General features: G+C 50.8%; 18 protein-coding genes and 1 pseudogene. 12 read left to right on the top strand and 7 right to left on the bottom strand.

Annotation, left to right across the window (positions count from 1 at the left end; genetic code table 11):
* The 8 genes from Q0372_RS03070 to Q0372_RS03105 all read left to right on the top strand — a co-directional run.
* Positions 1-314, top strand: a 314-nt coding sequence (locus Q0372_RS03070; RefSeq protein WP_298102404.1) for a hypothetical protein, incomplete at its 5' end; no start/stop codon positions are given.
* 159 nt (positions 315-473) lie between these two features.
* Positions 474-1,667 (top strand): tetrahydrodipicolinate N-succinyltransferase N-terminal domain-containing protein, encoded by a 1,194-nt coding sequence (locus Q0372_RS03075; protein ID WP_298102407.1) that lies wholly within the window; start codon positions 474-476, stop codon positions 1,665-1,667.
* Between the two features lie 358 nt (positions 1,668-2,025).
* Positions 2,026-2,418, top strand: coding sequence for a hypothetical protein (locus tag Q0372_RS03080; protein ID WP_298102410.1), 393 nt, complete (start codon positions 2,026-2,028; stop codon positions 2,416-2,418).
* Positions 2,419-2,436: 18 nt separating this feature from the next.
* Positions 2,437-3,564, top strand: coding sequence for a cation diffusion facilitator family transporter (locus Q0372_RS03085; RefSeq protein ID WP_298102413.1), 1,128 nt, complete (start codon positions 2,437-2,439; stop codon positions 3,562-3,564).
* Between the two features lie 220 nt (positions 3,565-3,784).
* Positions 3,785-5,377, top strand: a complete 1,593-nt coding sequence (locus tag Q0372_RS03090) for an ABC-F family ATP-binding cassette domain-containing protein (protein ID WP_298102416.1) — start codon at positions 3,785-3,787, stop codon at positions 5,375-5,377.
* Positions 5,370-5,573, top strand: coding sequence for a sulfur carrier protein ThiS (gene thiS, locus Q0372_RS03095; RefSeq protein WP_298102419.1), 204 nt, complete (start codon positions 5,370-5,372; stop codon positions 5,571-5,573). The genes Q0372_RS03090 and thiS overlap by 8 nt, the downstream gene beginning before the upstream one ends.
* Positions 5,574-6,583: 1,010 nt before the next feature.
* On the top strand, positions 6,584-7,378 hold the full coding sequence (gene thiF, locus Q0372_RS03100; RefSeq protein ID WP_298102422.1) for a sulfur carrier protein ThiS adenylyltransferase ThiF: 795 nt from the start codon (positions 6,584-6,586) through the stop codon (positions 7,376-7,378).
* 409 nt (positions 7,379-7,787) lie between these two features.
* Positions 7,788-8,564, top strand: a complete 777-nt coding sequence (locus tag Q0372_RS03105) for a thiazole synthase (protein ID WP_298102450.1) — start codon at positions 7,788-7,790, stop codon at positions 8,562-8,564.
* Between the two features lie 301 nt (positions 8,565-8,865).
* Here Q0372_RS03105 and Q0372_RS03110 read toward each other — a convergent pair whose 3' ends face one another.
* Entirely contained in the window at positions 8,866-9,483 is a 618-nt protein-coding gene (locus tag Q0372_RS03110; RefSeq protein ID WP_298102425.1) for a tetratricopeptide repeat protein, read from the bottom strand.
* Positions 9,484-9,703: 220 nt separating this feature from the next.
* Between Q0372_RS03110 and thiH the strand changes: the two genes are divergently transcribed.
* From thiH to Q0372_RS03130, 4 genes are all read left to right on the top strand, one after another.
* Positions 9,704-10,837, top strand: coding sequence for a 2-iminoacetate synthase ThiH (thiH, locus tag Q0372_RS03115; protein WP_298102430.1), 1,134 nt, complete (start codon positions 9,704-9,706; stop codon positions 10,835-10,837).
* Positions 10,830-11,519, top strand: a complete 690-nt coding sequence (locus Q0372_RS03120; RefSeq protein ID WP_298102433.1) for a hypothetical protein — start codon at positions 10,830-10,832, stop codon at positions 11,517-11,519. Before thiH ends, Q0372_RS03120 begins: the two co-directional genes overlap by 8 nt.
* Positions 11,513-12,706 carry a thiamine phosphate synthase gene (locus Q0372_RS03125; protein WP_298102437.1) on the top strand — a complete coding sequence of 398 codons (1,194 nt, stop codon included), beginning with the start codon at positions 11,513-11,515 and terminating at the stop codon, positions 12,704-12,706. The genes Q0372_RS03120 and Q0372_RS03125 overlap by 7 nt, the downstream gene beginning before the upstream one ends.
* A 181-nt stretch (positions 12,707-12,887) precedes the next feature.
* Complete coding sequence (locus Q0372_RS03130) at positions 12,888-13,904, top strand: hypothetical protein (RefSeq protein ID WP_298102440.1); 1,017 nt, start codon at positions 12,888-12,890, stop codon at positions 13,902-13,904.
* A 28-nt stretch (positions 13,905-13,932) separates the two neighbouring features.
* Here Q0372_RS03130 and Q0372_RS03135 read toward each other — a convergent pair whose 3' ends face one another.
* From Q0372_RS03135 to Q0372_RS03160, 6 genes and pseudogenes are all read right to left on the bottom strand, one after another.
* Entirely contained in the window at positions 13,933-14,790 is an 858-nt protein-coding gene (locus Q0372_RS03135) for a DUF3108 domain-containing protein (protein WP_298102442.1), read from the bottom strand.
* A 541-nt stretch (positions 14,791-15,331) separates the two neighbouring features.
* Positions 15,332-15,580 carry a helix-hairpin-helix domain-containing protein gene (locus tag Q0372_RS03140; protein WP_298102445.1) on the bottom strand — a complete coding sequence of 83 codons (249 nt, stop codon included), beginning with the start codon at positions 15,578-15,580 and terminating at the stop codon, positions 15,332-15,334.
* Between the two features lie 495 nt (positions 15,581-16,075).
* Entirely contained in the window at positions 16,076-16,762 is a 687-nt protein-coding gene (gene pyrF / locus Q0372_RS03145; protein WP_366810406.1) for an orotidine-5'-phosphate decarboxylase, read from the bottom strand.
* A 641-nt stretch (positions 16,763-17,403) separates the two neighbouring features.
* Positions 17,404-17,778: pseudogene (gene nusB / locus Q0372_RS03150) on the bottom strand (transcription antitermination factor NusB); the annotation flags it as partial.
* A gap of 1 nt (position 17,779) precedes the next feature.
* A complete protein-coding gene (ribH, locus tag Q0372_RS03155; protein ID WP_177388134.1) occupies positions 17,780-18,250 on the bottom strand; it encodes a 6,7-dimethyl-8-ribityllumazine synthase in 471 nt (156 codons plus the stop codon).
* Between the two features lie 53 nt (positions 18,251-18,303).
* A partial coding sequence (locus Q0372_RS03160) for a hypothetical protein (protein WP_298102448.1) occupies positions 18,304-18,493 on the bottom strand: 190 nt, incomplete at its 5' end.

Raw genomic sequence — 18,493 nt, forward strand, 5'->3', positions numbered from 1 at the left:
TTTTTAGTCTTATTATATGTGGATATGTAAGTTTTCTAATATTTTATCCAAGTACTTTTGTAAATTCTTATGATAGTTTTTTAAAATTTTGTGGTTTGGCTTCCGATCGTGTTGAAATTTATCTAAAAAATGAGAACGAATCCGTTATTGGCAAACTAATTTTCGACGACGGCAAATATGCTTATGTAGAATTTAATCGTACGGATAGCAATTGCGGTGGTATTGATGTTGCTTGTGACCAAACGATAAGAAAAAAAGTCCCTAGCGAGGATGTAAGTATTCCTGTTCCGCCAGAGCGACAACAAGATAAGTAGCCCGAGACAAAATATCAAGAAGTAAAGTAATTTGAAAAACAACTAAGAATTTAAAAGTGCATGTTTTCGCTTTTAAATTCCATTCATGCGCCTTTTCAAATCCCCTTTTAAATTAAATTTAGCTATACTCCCGCGCAATTTTGCGATCAAGGATTAAATATGAAAGAGATTAAAAGCCTAAGCGAGCTTCAGGCTTTTACGGATAAAGTTCGCGCCAAAAAGGGCTACCGCGATCCGATCATGTGGGCGATCGGGCGCGTATTTAAGGGGCGTGCAGAGGGGCACAAAAGCTTAAGTGTAAATTATGCGCACGTAAATTTTAAAGATGGGCTAACAAGCGCAGCAGTGCTAATCCATGCTCTAGCCGAATGCGGTGAGGTCGTGGATTTTAGCGGTAGTGAGTGCGTCCTTCCGCTAACGCACAAAGCCCTAAAAAAGGCGATCGAGGCTTTAAAATTTCTACAGCCAGACACCAAAGAGGGCGCGCACAAAAATCTGCAGGTGCTGCTTGCGGTTAAAGAGGCGATGAAATCGGACGAGCACGCGAGCTTTTGCGCTAGCTTTATCTTTGAGGATACCGCGCCGAAAAGCGTCGAGAGCGTCTATCTCAAGCTTTACGCGCTTTCGCTAAATCTCTGCGAGCCGCGCACGCTCAATCTAGACGGCGCATTTAGCGTGCTTCCGAACGTCGCGTGGGACGAGAACGCCCGCCCGATCGAGCTTTGGTGGCTGCATGAAAACGAAATCCATTTAAAAATGCAGGGCCGCTATCCGCGTATCATCAGCGTCGATAAATTTCCGCGCTACCTAAGCCACGTCGTACCGCCGCAAAACGTGCGGATTTTAGATGACGCGAAGGTGCGTTTGGGTGCGCATATCGCCGCAGGTACGACCGTGATGCCGGGTGCTGCTTATGTAAATTTCAACGCAGGTACGACCGGTAGCGTTATGATCGAAGGGCGCGTCAGCAGCTCGGTCGTCGTGGGCGAGGGCAGCGACATAGGCGGCGGTGCGTCGATTTTGGGCGTGCTAAGCGGCACCAACGGCAATGCCGTGAGCATCGGCAAGCACTGCTTGCTGGGCGCAAACTCCGTAACGGGCATTCCGCTAGGCGACCGCTGCATCGTGGATGCCGGTATTGCGGTACTTGAGGGCACGAAGGTTTTTATCGCACAAAAGGATCGCGAGGCGCTAGCAGCGCTAAATCCAGGCTTTGCGTTCGATCGCGAAATTTATAAAGGGCTTGAGCTTGCCAGGCTTAGCGGACTGCACTTCCGCCAAAACAGCCAAAGCGGGCAGATTACGGCAAGCATTAGCAAGCGTGCGATCAAACTCAACGCGGAACTGCATTAAAAATTTATAAATTAATGGTGGACGCGGATTGACTGGAGCTTTTCAAAGCTGCGTTAAATCTATAACTTAAAGGCGAGTTAAAAAAGATGCGGACGATCTCGTCGCGCGCCGCTTTGAGCGAGTATATGCGATCCGCCGCGAAATTTCCGCTTATAGAATTTTGGATGGAATTTAAAGAATTTTTGCCGCGATTTAGAAAATTTCTAGCGGTGATTTGCGGAATTTACGCCGTTATTTTAACGCAAGTAATTTTGGCGGCTCGCGGATTTTTGCCGTGTAGAGGATTCTTAGAATTTCAAAAATAGATTGAATTTAAAATTTGAATATGGTAGATTTCAAATAAAATTAGGAGGCTAAAATGAAAAAATTTATACTCGCCCTGTTCGGCGTATTTATCTGCAGCGCAGCACTTGCGGGAGATGTAGATGCCGATGCCGAGCGCTGCAAGGCTTTGGCGGACGCCGTAAATGGGCACAGTCACCCCGCGACTAAAAATATAGAGTTGAGCGCGGCTACATGCGAGGGCGATAAATTTGTAATTCCCGCGATTCTAAAAAATGAAATTTGGGATAAAGTAGATCCCAAAATCAAGCAAAATTTTGAAAGCATTTTGCGCACCAACAGGCAAAAGGACGTCTGCGAGATGATGAAAGCGGGCAGTCTAAATCGCATAGGCGTACGAGAATTTCTGCAAAGCGGCGAAAAAATCGCCGATCTGACCTACACGCGCAGCGATTGTGGCTTGGAATAAAATTTCAAAGGAGAGATAATGGAAGTGCCTCAAGCGGCGTATAGCAGAGATAAAATCATCATTCGCACCGGTGCGATCGGTATCATTTCAAATATAATTTTAGCGGCATTTAAGGGCGTCGTAGGGCTGATTTCGGGCTCGATCGCGATCGTACTTGATGCAGTAAATAACCTAAGCGACGCGCTTTCGTCCGTCATTACGATCGTGGGCGTGCATCTTGCTAGCAAGCAGCCCGATCGTGCACACCCCTTCGGACACGGCAGGATCGAGTATCTAAGCGCGATCGTAATCGCCGTCATCATCCTCTACACCGGCGGCGTCTCGCTCGTCGAATCGATCAAAAAGATCATTCATCCGCAGGCGGCGAATTATAATGCGGTTTCGCTTGCCATAATCGCCGTAGCCGTCGCGGCGAAATTTAGCCTAGGGCTTTATACGCAAAAGACGGGCGAGCGCGTAAATTCTGACTCGCTCATCGCTAGCGGCGTGGACGCCAAATACGATGCGCTCGTATCGCTAGCTACCCTCGTAGCGGCTTTTATTTCGCTTATTTTCGGGCTGAGCTTGGAGGCGTATCTGGGCGCGATAATTTCGGCGCTTTTAATCAAAACGGCGTATGAAATTCTGCGCGATACGATCAGCAAGCTTTTGGGTTCGCGTCCGAGCCTGGAGCTGACGAATGAAATTTACGACGTCGTGCGCGGCTTTGAGGGCGTCATCGGCGCATACGATCTGATGTTTCATGACTACGGGCCCGATAAGATGGTCGGCAGCATCCACATCGAGGTCGCAGAGGGTACGACCGCAGCGCAGATCGACGCTCTTACGCGCCGCATCCAAAACGCCGTTTTTGCGAAATTTAATATCATCCTAGACACCGTAGGAATTTACGCGTTTAATAAAAACGATCCGCGCGCCACCGAGATCCGCGAACATATCAAGCAGATGGCGCTGTCGCACGAGTTCGTCTCGCAGATACACGGATTTTATCTCGACGAGAGCAAACGCGCGATCAGCTTCGACGTTATCGTCGATTTCGCAGCGCCCGACATGGAGGCGACGTTTCGCGCGGTCTGCAAGCAAGTGCGCGCGGCGTATCCGAACTACACGCTCATCATCACTCGCGATAGCGATTACAGCGGCTAAAATTTAAATTGCTCTAGCGGTTTAAATTTAATCGCGCCGGCTCTCGCTTTCTCGCGCGCTCCTTCGGCGAAATTTCAGAATTTTAAGCTACAATAGAAGAAATTTATCGCGGTTCGCCGCGGCGCAAAAGCCGCAATAAACCGCGAGATGAAATTTGTGCGCAAAATCCGGTAGAAGCCCGCGCACAAGGCAATGCAAAGAGAAATTTAAAAGGAAAAATATGGTTGAAATCAAAGATCTAACGATGCGCTTTGGCAAACAGCTACTTTTTGAAAACGTAAATTTAAGCCTCGATAAGGGCAGGCGCTACGGTCTCATCGGCGCAAACGGCGCGGGCAAATCGACGCTGCTTAAAATTTTAAGCGGGCAGATCGAAGCAAGCAGCGGCGAAATTTTGATCGAAAGCGGGCTTAAAATCGGCGTTTTGGGGCAGGATCAATTCGCCTTTGAAAGTTTCAGCGTCAAAGACGCCGTACTCTACGGCAACAAGCGCCTCTATGACGCCGTGCGCGAAAAGACGCAGCTTTACGAAGCGGGCGAGTTTAACGACGAGATAAACGAGCGCCTCGGCGAGCTTGAGATGATCTGCGCCGAGGAGGATCCCGCTTACGAGTACGAAACGCGGATCGAGAAAATTTTAAGTTCGCTGGGGCTGAACGACTTTGATAAAAAGATGAGCGAGATCGAGACGAGCGATAAATTTAAGGTTCTGCTCGCGCAGGTGCTCTTCCCGCGCCCTGACGTGCTGTTTTTGGACGAGCCTACGAACAATCTCGATATCGACGCCATTTCGTGGCTTGAGTTTGAGCTAAATCGCCACACGGGCACGCTCGTAGTCATCAGCCACGACCGCCACTTTTTAAACCGCGTCTGCACGGACATCCTCGACGTCGATTTTAGGCGGGTGCGCGAATTTAGCGGCAATTATGACGACTGGTTTATCGCGTCCAATCTCACCCTCAAACAGGCGCAGTTCGAGCGCGAGAAAAAGCTCAAAGAGAAGGCGGAACTTGAAAAATTTATCGCTCGCTTCAGCGCCAACGCAAGCAAAGCAAAGCAGGCCACGAGCCGTCAAAAACAGCTCGACAAGCTCGATCTTAGCGAGCTTACGACCTCTTCGCGCAGGGAGCCTAGTATTTTATTTAAGCCCGCGCGCGAGATCGGCAATGAAATTTTGGAGCTAAGCGGCGTGGATATGAGCTTCGGCGAGGTTCAAATTCTGAAAAATTTTAACCTCAAGCTCGCTCACGGCGATAAGATCGCGATAATCGGGCGAAACGGCGTGGGCAAAAGCACGCTTTGCAAGATCATCATGGGCGAGCTCACGCCGCAGCGCGGCAAGGTGCACATGGGCGCCACGATCGAGCCTGGGTACTTCGCGCAGGATACGAATAATAAAATTTCAGGCGAGCTCAAGCTCTACGAATATCTACAAAGCCCGCAAAATAGGGATCTGGATGAAATTCGCAAATGCCTTGGACGTATGCTTTTTAGCGGCGCGGAGCAGGAGAAAAGCGTGGGCAGCCTAAGCGGCGGCGAGAAGCACCGCGTGATGCTAAGCAAACTAATGCTGCAACGCCCGAACCTGCTGGTGCTAGATGAGCCCAACAATCACCTTGATCTCGAGGCGATCATCGCGCTTGGCGAGGCGCTGTATAACTTCGCGGGCTGCGCGATCTGCGTGAGCCACGACCGCGAGCTCATCGACGCGTTTGCAAATAGAATTTTGCACCTCAAAGGAGGCGGCGAAATCGTCGATTTTAGGGGCACTTACGAGGAGTATCGCGAGAGCTTGGGAGCGAGCGATGATTGAGATCTGCGTAAACGGCGAGCCTCTGCAGCTGGCGCAGGATATGAGCGTGAGCGAGTTTCTACGCCGGCGCGGACACGATCTGCGCCTAGTGGCGCTCGAGTGCGACGGCGAAATTTTAAAAAAGCAGGAGTGGGAGCGCACGCAGATATCAAGCGGCAAAAAATATGAGATCGTCGAGTTCGTAGGCGGCGGCTGAGGTCTGGGCTTTGAATTGCGTTAAAAATTATGGCGACCGAGGTTTAAATCCGCGCTGAAGTTGCCAAGGAGGCCGCTAAATTTTAAATGGTACGGCGACACAGCGGCTGGGGCTTAAAATTTGCGCGGGCGTCGTTAAAATTTTAAGCGCGTAGCGTCGCAGCTGCATAAATAGACGCAGCGGAGAGATAGCGGCGTTTGGGTTTTTAAATTTATTAGAAGGACAGGGCGGTTTGGCGCCTGAGGCGAGCCTTTAAATTTTGAAAGCGAGCTAGGCCGCAGCGGCCGAACGCAGGAGTTTTAAAATTCGCTCCGCGGCGATAGAGTTTAAATTTTATTGCGGCGGTGGAACGCCAATTTGCGTTGCCAGCTGCGGTGGCATGATATGGGCTTTAAAACCGCATCGGCGCTATAGGCTTGAGCGCATGGCTTTAAAATTTATGCCGAAGTTGTGAGATTTGGGCGTGGGGTTTTAAAATTTACCCCGAGATCTCTGCCGCCATGCACGCTGCAACGTATGCTGCTGTGTGCCGTTTTTTCGTCGGTTCGGTTCGGCTTGAAATTTTAAATTTAGCCACAGCGCGGATTTGTTCGGGCGTTTAAGCTTTTAAATTCGGCGGATCGCTCTAGCGTTTCGCGGCTTTAAATTTAATCGATAAGTTAGGTTAACGCGCTAAATTTGGCGGATTTGGCTTGCGCTGTGTATTTCGTACAGAGGCTCTACGCGCCGTATTAGCTGAACGCAATGCTTGCAGTAGGCTAAAACATTACACATAAAAGCACGATGAAATTTGCAGATCAAAATCGCGTGCGATGCGCTAGGTACGTCCGCTTGCGCCGTAATTCGCGCGAGCGTTTGCGCAGTGCGCCGCAGCTGTGTAGATATCTGTCGCAACCGCGCCGCAATACCGTATAAATGCGCGCTATGTTCGCGCAGATATGAGGCGCCGCGCGCAAGTTTAAATTTACGCGATAAATTTAGACGGCAAAAAGATAAAATTTAGGATCAAAATGCAGATAAAATTAAACGGCAAAGCTTACGAGACGGGCGCAAGCGATCTTGACGGGCTGAAGCGCGAGGTTAAATTTAGCGGCGAGATCGCCGTGATAAACGGCTATGCGAGCGCGCAAAACTGCGAGCTGAAGGCGGGCGATGAGCTCTTTTTACTCGCGCGCGGTGCGGAGCTGGCGCCGCAGGAGCTTCGCGAGCTGATGCTTGCTCGCAACGCCCCTGCCGTAAACGAGGCGCTGCAAGGCTCGCGCGTGGCGATCTGCGGACTCGGCGGGCTCGGCTCAAACGTCGCGATCCTGCTTGCGCGCGCGGGCGTGGGCGAGCTCTTTTTGATCGACTTCGACGTCGTCGAGCCGACCAACCTCAACCGCCAGCAGTACGAGATCGGCGATCTCTACAAGCCCAAAACGGACGCTCTGCGCGAAAAAATCGCGCGCATAAACCCGTTCGTACGCGTGCGAACCTTAAACGAGCGACTTACCGCGCAAAATGTAGCCGAAATTTTAAAAAACGAGCGTATAATTTGCGAGTGCTTCGACGACGCGGCGGCGAAAGCGATGATTTTTGGCGCATTCGGCGGCACGGATAGCTTTTTGATCTGCGCTAGCGGTATGGCGGGCAGCGGCGATGCCAACGAGATCCGCACGACGCGGCTCGGCAAAAACGTCTTCGTCTGCGGTGACCGCAAAAGCGCCGCAGCTCAGGGCGTGGGGCTGCTCGCGCCGCGCGTGGCGATCTGCGCCGCACATCAGGCAAACGTCGCGCTTAGGCTGATTTTGGGCGAGGAGGGCTAGGCTCGGCGCTCATCGCGCGCCTGCATTTCTAAATTTACGCGCCTTGTGCATTGCTGCTAAATTTAGGCTTTTTGCGATTGTTTTTGAAAAGCATAGGGCGTTTCGGCGGGTATACAGCGCGTTTTAAAAACGATGTGAAATTTACCGCGCGCCGCGTAAATTTAAACGCAGCGTATAAATTTAAAGCCGTTGCTCCGCCGCAAAATTTTAAACAGCGCTTTGAAATTTTGCGCTGTCTGTCTGCGACATAAAATTTGACGGAAAATTTTAGGTTTCGATGCGGTCCGTGCGGCACGTAAAAATAGCAATAGAAGCAAGGTGCACAATCTGTGCCGCAATCTCGCGCTGTGTATAATGCGCCGTGCGCCGATATGCGCCATTTGCGCTGCGCATAAAAACGAAAATTTAAATTAAAGAGGATAGGATGGACGATAAACTGATCTTAGGCGGCAAGGAGTTTAGCTCGCGCCTGATAATGGGCTCGGGCAAGTTCGATCACGCGATGATCGACGCCTGCGTGCGGTATGCGGGCTGCGAGATCGTCACGCTTGCGCTGCGCCGCGTGAACGAAAGCAAGAGCCGCAATATCTTGGATTTCATCCCTCGCGGCGTCACGCTGCTGCCAAACACCAGCGGCGCACGAAATGCCGCCGAGGCGCTGCGGATCGCACGGCTCGCGCGCGAGCTGGGCTGCGGCGACTTCGTAAAGATCGAGATCATAGGCGACAGCAAGTACCTTCTGCCCGACAACGCCGAGACGATCAAAGCCTGTGAGGCCCTAGCGCGCGAGGGCTTCGCGCCGCTTGCCTACATGCACGCCGATCTGTGCGTCGCGCGCGATCTGGTAAGCGCAGGAGCCGCCGCCGTGATGCCTCTGGCTGCGCCAATCGGCTCCAACCGCGGGTTGATGATGCGCGGGATGATCGAAATTTTGCTAGGCGAAATCGACGTGCCGATCATCGTAGATGCGGGGCTCGGCGCGCCTAGCGAGGCCTGCGAGGCGATGCAGATGGGCTGCGCTGCGGTGATGGTAAATACGGCGATCGCCACGAGCGGGGATCTGGCGCTGATGGCGCGGGCGTTTGCGCTCGGCGTGCAGGCAGGGCGCGATGCCTATCTGGCGGGGCTTGGCGCCGTTTGCAAAACGGCCTGCGCAAGCTCGCCGCTAACGGGATTTTTGAGGTAGCGGTTAAAATTTTAAACGCGGCTTGGTTGTGCGAGCCGTGTTTTTTTGCGCGGAATTTGCCTTTCTTGAGTTATAGATACATATCGCGCAAGGTTTTTGTGCCATGTGAGTTAAATCTCAGCGTGCTTTGTTAAGCCCTATGCCGAACGATATAAATTCCGCACTTCGCTAGGCATCTTAAGGCGCTGCGGCGAAAAGTAATTTGGTAGCGGTGTAACGCGCAGCAAGCTCGGCGATCAAATTTTAAAATTTCATAGGGCTGAAAGTAGCCCGATCGAAAGAAGCCTTATTAATCAGCGGGCTATTTTAGTATGTCGTATTTATCGCAGTATTCTCGTAAAGAGTCTTTATCGTAGCCGAATAACCCTGGGTGTTTTTTGCCCATTTCGCAGGCCTTTTGATAGTATTGTGTCGCCCTTGCTCTGTCGCCACCTGCTTCAAGAACTGAAGCAAAATTCCCGCACGCCATCCAACTTCCCGCATCGCAGGCTCTTCTGGCATATCCCATAGCCCGCGTCATATCCATTTTAACCCCTTTACCATTTGCATACATATAACCTAAATTGTTGCAGCCGTCTGTATATCCGCCGTCGCAAGCTTTATCGAATAGTTCGACAGCCTTTTTATAATCTTTTTTCACCCCTTTGCCACCATGATACATTGCTCCCAAATCCGAGCAAGCTACATAATCGTTTCCGTCGCAAGCCTTTTTAAAGTAGTAAAGTGCTTTTTTATAATCCCTATCGGATGCGTTTCCCCCGAACAAGGTCGGATTTTTATAAATAGCGCCGGCGTAACTGCAAGCCTCAAAATCGCCTGCTTCGCACTTTTGCTCAAATTGTTTTCTTAGCGATTGAAACTCCGTTTCACTAAAAGCCACAGAGCCAAATAGGGCTAAAGCTAAGATGATTTTTTTCATTACTTTTCCTTTAAATTTTACGAAAGTATATTCTTTCATCTTTTAATAATCACTAAAATTTAAAATACGAATAGGCGCCCCCTCGTTTTGCAATTTTTTACCTAAATCCTGCTAAAATGCACCTTTAGACCAAATGATGAGAAATTTGCGCGGCAAGAATTTTCGCACAAAAGCGTGCCGAGTGGAATTTAAATGAAAATTTAAAAGGAAAATTTTAAAGATGATGGGAACCGGCTATATAGCGGGCATGGAGGATATCGGAAGCGAGATGATGGAGCACACGCTCGCTCTGCGCGAGGGCTTTTGCGAAGAGGCGAGCGAGGCTGACGTGCAAAGGGCGATCGGCGCGAAAAATAGAAGTCTACGCGATTTCGCCGCGCTACTGAGCGTGCGTGCGGGCAAGCATTTGGAGCAGATCGCGCAAGCTGCGGCGCGCGAAAAGGCGACGCATTTCGGCAGCAACGTTGCCGTTTTCACGCCGATTTATATCTCAAACTACTGCGACAATCTCTGCGTTTACTGCGGCTTTAACTGCAAAAACAAAATCGCACGCGCAAGGCTCGATGAAGCGCAGCTAAAGGCGGAGTTTGAGGCGATAGCGGCGAGCGGGTTAGAAGAAATTTTAATCCTCACGGGCGAGAGCGAGAAAAACAGCCCCGTGCGCTACATCGGGCGCGCCTGCGAGCTCGCGCGGCAGTATTTTAAGGTAATCGGCGTCGAAATTTATCCGCTAAACTCCGCCGATTACGCCTATTTGCATGCTTGCGGCGTCGATTTCGTCACCGTTTTTCAAGAAACCTACGATCCCGCGCGCTACGCGCAGCTGCATCTTGCGGGCAACAAGCGCGTTTTTGCGTATCGTTTCGCAGCCCAAGAGCGCGCGATTAGAGGCGGTATGCGCGGCGTGGGCTTCGCGGCGCTTTTGGGGCTCGGGGATTTCCGCCGCGATGCCTTTGCCACGGGCGTGCACGCGTGGCTGCTTCAGCGAAAGTACCCGCGCGCCGAGATCTCCTTTTCGGTGCCGCGTCTGCGCCCGATCATCAACAACGACAAAATAAACCCGAAAGACGTCGGCGAGCGCGAGCTGCTGCAGGTGATGTGCGCGTATCGGCTGCTGCTGCCAAGTGCGCAGATCACGATCTCCACGCGCGAGAGGGCGGGCTTCCGCGACAACGCGATCAGGATCGCGGCGAGTAAAATTTCGGCGGGCGTGAGCGTCGGTATCGGCGGGCACAGCGAGCAGAGGGGCGACGAGCAGTTCGAGATCAGCGACGCGCGCAGCGTAAGCGAGGTCTGCGAGGCGATCCGCGCAGGCGGGCTGCAGCCGCTGATGAGCGAGTATATCTATGTCTAAAAGCGCGGATATGCGAGCTTACGCCGCGAAACTTCGGCACGAGAGGCTTGCTTTGACGGCGAAATTTCTAGAATTTTATGCGGCGAAATTCTGCGCTCGCATGGGTAAAATTTGCAACGCCTTTTTAAGAGGCGAGATTTGCGGTGCGTTACTTGCGGGCAGATTTGGCGCCGCTAGACGCAGCAAAATTCGTAGCGTAAAATACTACGCCGAATTTTACAGCGCCGCACACGGTGATAAAATTTATGGCGCTATGGCGGATGATAAAATTTTCGATGTCGTGTCGGCTCGCGCGGGAAATTTTGAGCTACAAAATGCGTGCGTAAATTTAAGACCTCGGAACACATACGCGGATTTAAAATTTAAGGGCAGTGCAAATTCCAAGCCCGAGGGTGGCATAAATTTCAAATTTAAAAACGGCGCGAGCTTCAGATTCCTATGCGGCGGCAACGCAAGGTCGCTAAAATCGAGGAGCTGGGCGAACGCTTTGAGTTTTAGCGCTGCGGCGGAAATTTCAGACCTTATTCGGGCGGGCGAAATTTTGAAATATGGCGTGACGGTGGGGATTTCGGCGTTCGCTCTAGCAAGTAAAATTTTAATCCCTAGCATCGCAGGCAAAATTTTAAATTTGAGCGCGGCGCCACGCGCGGATGTTGAGTTTAAAGGAGCAGGCGGATGCTAGATTTTGAGCTTGCTTCGCGCATTACGATCATCACAAATCGCGCGCTCTGCGGCGGCGAGGCGGCACTGCTTGCGCGTATAGCGGATTTTGCCGCAACGGGCGTAGGCGAGATCGTCGTACGCGAAAAAGACCTGAGCGAGAAAGCTTACGCAGCGCTGTTTGGTAAAATTTTACTCGCTTGCGAGAACGGATTTTGTGCGGATACGGTCCGCGCGGACGAAATTTTTGCAAATGAAGCTCGTACCGCTAAATTTGGCGAAACCCATGCTTTCACGAGTGAATTAGACGCGAGCGCGGCCTGCGCGGATAAAATTTCGCTCCGCGAGCGCGACGAGGATAAAATTTTATTAAAAAAGCTCCATGTGAGCGGCGGCAGGAGCGGGCTTTGCGCGGATGCGGCCCACAAGTACGGTGCCGCTACAGATGAGACACGGCCTAAAAATTCCGCTTGCGTTTTAGATAAAATTTTGTCTGAAAATTTTACCGGCGCCGCAAATCGCGCGGGTGATAGTGCGCCGGGTGAAATTTCACTTTGCGGCGCCGTATGCGAAACGAAACCTGCGACGAGGAGCGCGCAAGGTACAGACAGTGCAAATGACGCAGAGGGCATGCAGAGCACAGTAGACGCGAGGAACTCGCAGAGCGCGCAGTACACGGAAAGTATAAAGGGCGTAGAAAATTCACAGAGCGCGAAAAAGGCGGAAAACTCGCAGAGTGCAGAGGGTGCGCAGAATGCAAAGAGTTCTAATCGCCAGCCTACGATCTTTGTGCATAATTTTGCAGATTTTGCGCTGCGGGCAGGCGAGAGAAATTTATGGCTGCCGCTCGGGGTTTTGCGGAGCTTTAGCGCGGCGCACGGCGCGGAGTTTTTGCGTGCAAATTTCAAAAAACTGGTCGCTTCCTGCCACAGCGAGGCGGAGGCGCGCGAGGCGCTGGAGCTGGGTGCCGGCGCGATCTGTCTGAGCCATATATTTGTGACCGATTGCAAGGCGGGGCTAGCGCCGAGGGGGCTAAATTTGATCCGCGTCGTGCGGGAGTTTTTCGCGGGCGAAATCTACGCGCTAGGCGGCATAACGCCGCGCAATTTCGCCTCCGTCCTACGCGCGGGAGCCGATAGGATCGCCGTTATGAGCTCGGCGATGACGGCACGGGACGCGAGCGATTTCATAAGAAAATTTAAGAAATAAATCGATCCAAAAACGCGGTTTGTTTCCGTTGCCGCGCCCTTGCTGCCGTCATTGCGCTGCATGCGACGCGACGCAAAAACACATATTTTAATAAAATCAAAAACGCGCGAAACGAACGCGATTTATTGCGATTTAAGCCCAAAGTTATAAAATACGAGCGATTTAAGCTTAAGGATATTTTTTGGATAAAGTGCGGCTTGAGGAATCAAAAAAGCTTCTAAACGAACAGCGCCGAAATTTAAAACAAAAGCTGCGAAAAGGCGCTAGCGTCGAAATTTTTGACGATACGGATTTCAGCGATGCGGCGGATCGCAGATCATTAAATTCAAACGATGCAAATTTGAGTAGTAAAAGCTTTAAAAATGCGAATTTTAATCCAACAGACCCCAAATTGCAAGCCGATCATCTTTGCGGCGCAAATTTCCGAGATAGAAATTTAAACGGCACGAATTTAAACTCAAAAGACGAGGTAAAATTTCAAAATTTAAACTCAGGCGGTGTTTCATCGCGGGGCGCTAAAACTCGTGATTACGACAAAGAGCCGTTGGTCATCAAAGACTATATGCCGATCGTAAATATTATAGCTATAGTAGCGTTGCTTTGTTTTGCTATGTTTATAAATTTAGTATTTAATATTCCCTATGATAGAAAAGTTGCGAATATTCTGCTTACTGGACCTTTGGTTGCCAGGGCTCTTAAGGGCTTTTCGCAGCATTACGGAAGGAAATTTATATTTTTAAACTCAAGCATAAAATGTATAAAATCAGGCGAGCAGCTCGTAATGAAATTTGATGATATTTTATATTTCAAAAAGACTTTCGCGCTTGTTTATGAAAGCGAGACGCGAAAATATACCGAAACGGAAAGAATTATAGGAAAAACCTGCCTTACCATATACGTACTCGCTTATATTTATGGTGCGATATTTGATGATTCTATGATAGTTTTCATAATGTTATTCTGCTGCATGGGAGCGGTTATCTTTCTTTTCATACCGCAAATGATTTTTCATTTGTTTAAGGGCGGATTATTTTCATGTAGGTTTGTCGATGTTTTAATTATAGATGCACTTTACAATAAATTTTTTATATTTATACCCACTAATAAAGAATATAACGAGCTTAAAAAATATATGAAATTAAAATTTAATAAAGACCTAGACGCGCCAAATTATCTTTTAAGAGTTAAAAATTTTTAACTCAGGCATTTTTCGAATTTACGAAGTCTCATTCCACGAGCCGCGCGCGGATGTCGCCGAAGAGCAGCACGTCCTTCAAAACGGCGCGATCGGCGTAACCGCGCTCGTTTAGACTCAGGTGCAGCTCGCCTCGGCTGCTCGAAAATATCGGCTGGTTGATGAAAACCACGTAAATCGCCGCAGCCTGCTTATCTGCACCCGCGCCGCGCCCTTTAAAATTTGCGTCCGTTGCGCCGGTTTTCGTATCTGCTCCGCTAGAGCTTGCGCTTGCCGCTACGTCGGAGTTGGTGTCCGCATCGCTAGGCGGCGCGACGCCAAGCTCGCTCGCGATATTTGCAGCGGCACTTCCGCGCGGCCTTTCGATGTCGATCCTTCCGTCGGTGCTCTTTGCGCCTGCGGCTCGGACGAAAAATTTATCGCCCGAGTGCGGAATTTTAGAGAAATTGAAAAACAAACTCAGCAGGTCGTTCGTCGCAAAATAGGGCAAAATTTCATCGCTTACGAGCTGCAGCTCGCCGCCCGTGCCCTTGAACTTTTGAAATTTTATCGTTTTACGCGCGTAGTCGAAGGTGTAGGTTTTGCGCTCGTTTTTCGTCGTTTTGCTCTTTTTGCGCGAGACCTCGTGGACGTAGAGATCGGGCACCAAAAGCCCCGCCACGACGCGCCCCTTTGAGTGGAAGCTCTCGCGCCTTTGTCCGCTCAGGCTGCCTGCGACGCCCTGCGCAACGGCGTCCATTACGATCTCGTAGCGATCGCCCTGCCGCACGAGCCGCGTATTTGCGCTGCCGACCGCGCCGAAAACGCCGAACGAAATCTCATATTTCGCGCTGATCGTCTCGCCAAAAAGCGCACTCGCGCACAAAATCAAAGTAGCAAAAAATTTCATCCTTACCTTCCTTTCGCTTTGCAGCGCCCCATCATAAGGCGCCCGTTAAATTTACGCTCTTTGCGTCGCTTTATCGCATTGTGCTCGCAAAGCTCGCGCGGGAATCTGCGCCGCGTTTGTAAAATTTACCATAAAAAGCAAAACTCGCGCCGCCTATTTCATTTTCTCCATAGCGTGATTATTAAATATCAGCCACCGCTCGCCGTCGTGAAAGGCCGCGCCGTGTGCGCCTAAAGACACCGACTGTCGCCGCTTTTATATTTACGACGCATATACGGCTCGGCGCGCGCTTGCCAGAAATCGGCGATTTTATATTTCGTACAGGCCGCTTAGTCGCAAAGCGTGCCTGTGAATAAAATCAAAATTTCATATTGCGGCTATGTTTGCACTTTGCGCTAGCCGCTACGCCGCGCCCGTAAAATTTACGCTCTTTTGCGCCACTCGTAATTTGTACCGCCGTTTCGTGCCGCAAATGCAGCCGCGTCGGTCGCTAGTAAATCCGCTCAAATTCAAATGGCTCGCGCGGGTCAAATTTGTAAATTTAGTCCTTCCAAAGCCACCATTTCAGCTTGGCTTTGTCGGGACGGGGCGTGCTGGCGTAGTAGCAAATCATGCGGTAAACGTAGAGGATGCATCTGCCGCGTCCGAGCGCCTTTGTGCGTTCAAACATCTCGTCTGAATCCGCGCCCTTTAGCGAAGCAATGTCCTCGTAGCCCAGCGCCAGCAGATCAGCCTCTGTCGCCTCGCCGACATAGGGGATTTTCTTAAAATCGCTTGCGCCTTTACTCAAATTTTACTCCAATCTTTATTTAGATTTCGCTCGGCTCGCCATTTGGATAAAATTTTAAAACCCCTTGAGAGTGCGGAATTTCAAAATTTCACTCGTGCGAGGCAAGTTTTAAAATTTTATCCACGCGGTGCGAAAATTTTTAAAATTTACCTCGCCGCCGGGCCGCCGCCGCGCTTATGCGCGCCGCTTTTTAGTGCTAAGACGTCCGCCGCCGCGCTCATTATCGGAAATTTTATCCGTAAGCTAGCAGGGAGGCTTGGGCGCGGTAAAGTTTGAACGTTTTTAATCCCCAACGGAGTAAATTTACGCTTCTGCCTTGCGCCAAATGCAAAAATCTGATGCGTTTGTTTCAAACTCCAACGGATTTTGTAAAAAGATGACGACGGCGCTTCGACGTCATCCGAGCCGCCTTTGTGCGCATTTTGATTAAAATTTCTTTCGCGCGAAAATACCGTTTAAAACGAGCTTGCGTCAAATTTTACGCAAGCTCGAGCGTTAAATTTGATCCAAAATTCGCTCGCAGATTTCGCGCGGGTTTTGCGTCTGATAAATCGGGCGACCGACTACAATAAAATCAGCTCCCGCCTCGCGCGCGACGCCTAGATCCGCTACCCGCTTTTGATCTGCCGCACTCTCGCCAAACGGCCGTACGCCCGGGCAGAGCGTGATAAAATTTGCGCTCGTGGCGTCCTTGATTAGGCGGCTCTCGAATGCCGAGCAAACCATGCCGTCAAGGCCCGCTTGGTAGCTCATCACGCCAAATTTACGCACGGCGTCGCTTAAATTTTGCTCGTAAACCGCGCTAAACTCGGCCTCGTCAAAGCTCGTTAGCGCAGAGACTGCAAGCACTAGCGGGCGCGAACCGAGCCTATCCAGTCGCTGCATCACCGCGCTCATCGCGCGCTTGCCGCTGCTTGCGTGCACGTTTATCATATCAACGCCGATTTTAGCGATCTCCTCGGCAGCGTCAGCCATCGTGTTTGGGATATCGTAGAGCTTTAGATCGAGGAAAATTTTAAAATTTCCAATCTTTTTTAGCTCCCTCACAAAGCCCGCTCCGTCGCGCAAATAAGCTCTCAAGCCCACCTTGAGCCAAATTTTATCAGCCAAGCTCGCAAGCTCACCTGCTAGCTGCAAACACTCCTGCTTTGAGCCCAGATCAAGCGCGACGCATAGCTTCACCGTTTATCCTTGCCGCGCACTGCGCCTTTGCTGCCCGCAGGTCTTTTTGAGACGGCGCCTCTGCCGCCCGCAGATTTTTTCGGCGCGGTAGAGCTTTTGCGCCCCGCGCTACTTTTGGGCGCAGCATTTTTACCAGCAGTGCCCTTTTTTGGTGCAGCGCTTTTGCCGACTCTGAAATTTCTATCCGCGCCCTCTTTTTTTGGCGTGGCGTCTTTGCCTCGTTCGCCTGCCTTAAAATTTTTACCTCGCTCGCCTGTTTTGAAATTTTTGCCAGTTTTCTCCGTCTTGAATTTATCTTCGGTCTTGAAATTTCTCTCCGTTTTAAATTTTTTGCTCGCGGCGGATTTTTTGGTGGGCGCGCTACGAGTTTTTAAATTAGCGGGCTTTTTGGATGGCCTGCTTCTGCTCGCCGTAGAATTTTTCGGCGTGCCGCTCCTCTTTGCCTTAGTAAAATTTTTCGTCTCGCCGTCCGCGCCTGTAGGGATGAAATTTTTCGCCACAACGTTGCTGTCTGAAATAGCGGAGCTTTTCGCCGCAGTGGGCTTGAAATTTTCGCTTGTCGCCGTGGATAGCTCGGAATTTACGCCAGCCGTATTCGGCTTGGAAATTTTATCCGCCTCGATGTTCACGGGGCTATCTTTTAGCGCATCCAGCACGCCGTTTATAAATCTTGGCGAGATGCCAAGCTCCTTGGCGGAGTTGATCGCTTCGTTGATGACGATGCCCGCGTCCGTGTCCGTAAAGCGCAGTTCATACGCCCCGAGCCGCAGTATCGCGCGCTCCAGAGCCGAAATTTCGGCAAGCTTGAATTCCTTTAAATTTTCATCTATCAGGGCATCGACCGCGGTGAGATTTTCGCTAGCGCCGCGCAGAAGCGCCAGAGTCCAGTTGCGCTGCTCGTTGCGAATGCGCTTTTCTTCCAGATACTCGTCCGCAAAGTCCTCGCCGCCGCCGTTCATATCCCGGGAGTAAAGCAGCGAGATCGCAGCGAGCCTGGCTTGGTGTCTGGTGGCCATTTTACGCCTTTATGTTGCGAAATAGGCTTAGAAGCTCGATCGCGCCGCTCATCGCTTCAAAGCCCTTGTTACCGGCCTTTGCGCCTGCACGCTCGATCGCTTGCTCGATATTATCGGTAGTCAGCACACCGAAAGTCACGGGAGCGCCGTATTTTAGCATGGTGTTTGCGATGCCCTTGCTTACTTCGGCGCTTACGTAGTCAAAATGCGGAGTAGATCCGCGGATCACCGCGCCTAGGCAGACGACGGCGTCGTAGAGCTTGGAGCTTAGCGCCTTTTCAAGCGCGAGCGGGATCTCAAAAGCGCCCGGTACCAGCATCAGGCTTAAATTTTCCTCCTTGCCGCCGTGGCGTAAAAACGCATCGTGCGCCCCTTCGACCAGGCGATCGGTGATGATGTGGTTGAAGCGGGCGTTGATGATTAGGATCTTTTCGCTGCCCTTAAGAGCAAGCGAGCCTTCGATGATTTTCATGGTTTTCCTTTGCGTTAAATTTAGCGCTAAGCTTAGCTAAATTCGCCAAAATTCTAAATTAATTTCAGCATCGCGGCGCTTGAAATTATGAGAAATAGTAGGCGCTTTGCGCGCAGAAATTTCTCGCAGCGAACGAATACGCCTGGCATTGCGGTGCCGATCGTGCCGATGCCTGTGTATAAGCTTGGCGTGAATATGAAAAATATACGGAAGCACTGGTAAAGGAACTTAAAATGTATCCGG

Source organism: uncultured Campylobacter sp., from assembly GCF_937997405.1.
In the GTDB taxonomy this organism is placed as follows: domain Bacteria; phylum Campylobacterota; class Campylobacteria; order Campylobacterales; family Campylobacteraceae; genus Campylobacter_B.

Coding starts and splice junctions, on each gene's coding strand:
- Q0372_RS03135 (WP_298102442.1), bottom strand. CDS start 14,790: ATGAAATTTTTTGCTACTTTGATTTTGTGCGCGAGTGCGCTTTTTGGC.
- Q0372_RS03090 (WP_298102416.1), top strand. CDS start 3,785: ATGGTTGAAATCAAAGATCTAACGATGCGCTTTGGCAAACAGCTACTT.
- thiF (WP_298102422.1), top strand. CDS start 6,584: ATGCAGATAAAATTAAACGGCAAAGCTTACGAGACGGGCGCAAGCGAT.
- Q0372_RS03125 (WP_298102437.1), top strand. CDS start 11,513: ATGCTAGATTTTGAGCTTGCTTCGCGCATTACGATCATCACAAATCGC.
- thiS (WP_298102419.1), top strand. CDS start 5,370: ATGATTGAGATCTGCGTAAACGGCGAGCCTCTGCAGCTGGCGCAGGAT.
- Q0372_RS03080 (WP_298102410.1), top strand. CDS start 2,026: ATGAAAAAATTTATACTCGCCCTGTTCGGCGTATTTATCTGCAGCGCA.
- thiH (WP_298102430.1), top strand. CDS start 9,704: ATGATGGGAACCGGCTATATAGCGGGCATGGAGGATATCGGAAGCGAG.
- ribH (WP_177388134.1), bottom strand. CDS start 18,250: ATGAAAATCATCGAAGGCTCGCTTGCTCTTAAGGGCAGCGAAAAGATC.
- Q0372_RS03110 (WP_298102425.1), bottom strand. CDS start 9,483: ATGAAAAAAATCATCTTAGCTTTAGCCCTATTTGGCTCTGTGGCTTTT.
- Q0372_RS03075 (WP_298102407.1), top strand. CDS start 474: ATGAAAGAGATTAAAAGCCTAAGCGAGCTTCAGGCTTTTACGGATAAA.
- Q0372_RS03120 (WP_298102433.1), top strand. CDS start 10,830: ATGTCTAAAAGCGCGGATATGCGAGCTTACGCCGCGAAACTTCGGCAC.
- Q0372_RS03085 (WP_298102413.1), top strand. CDS start 2,437: ATGGAAGTGCCTCAAGCGGCGTATAGCAGAGATAAAATCATCATTCGC.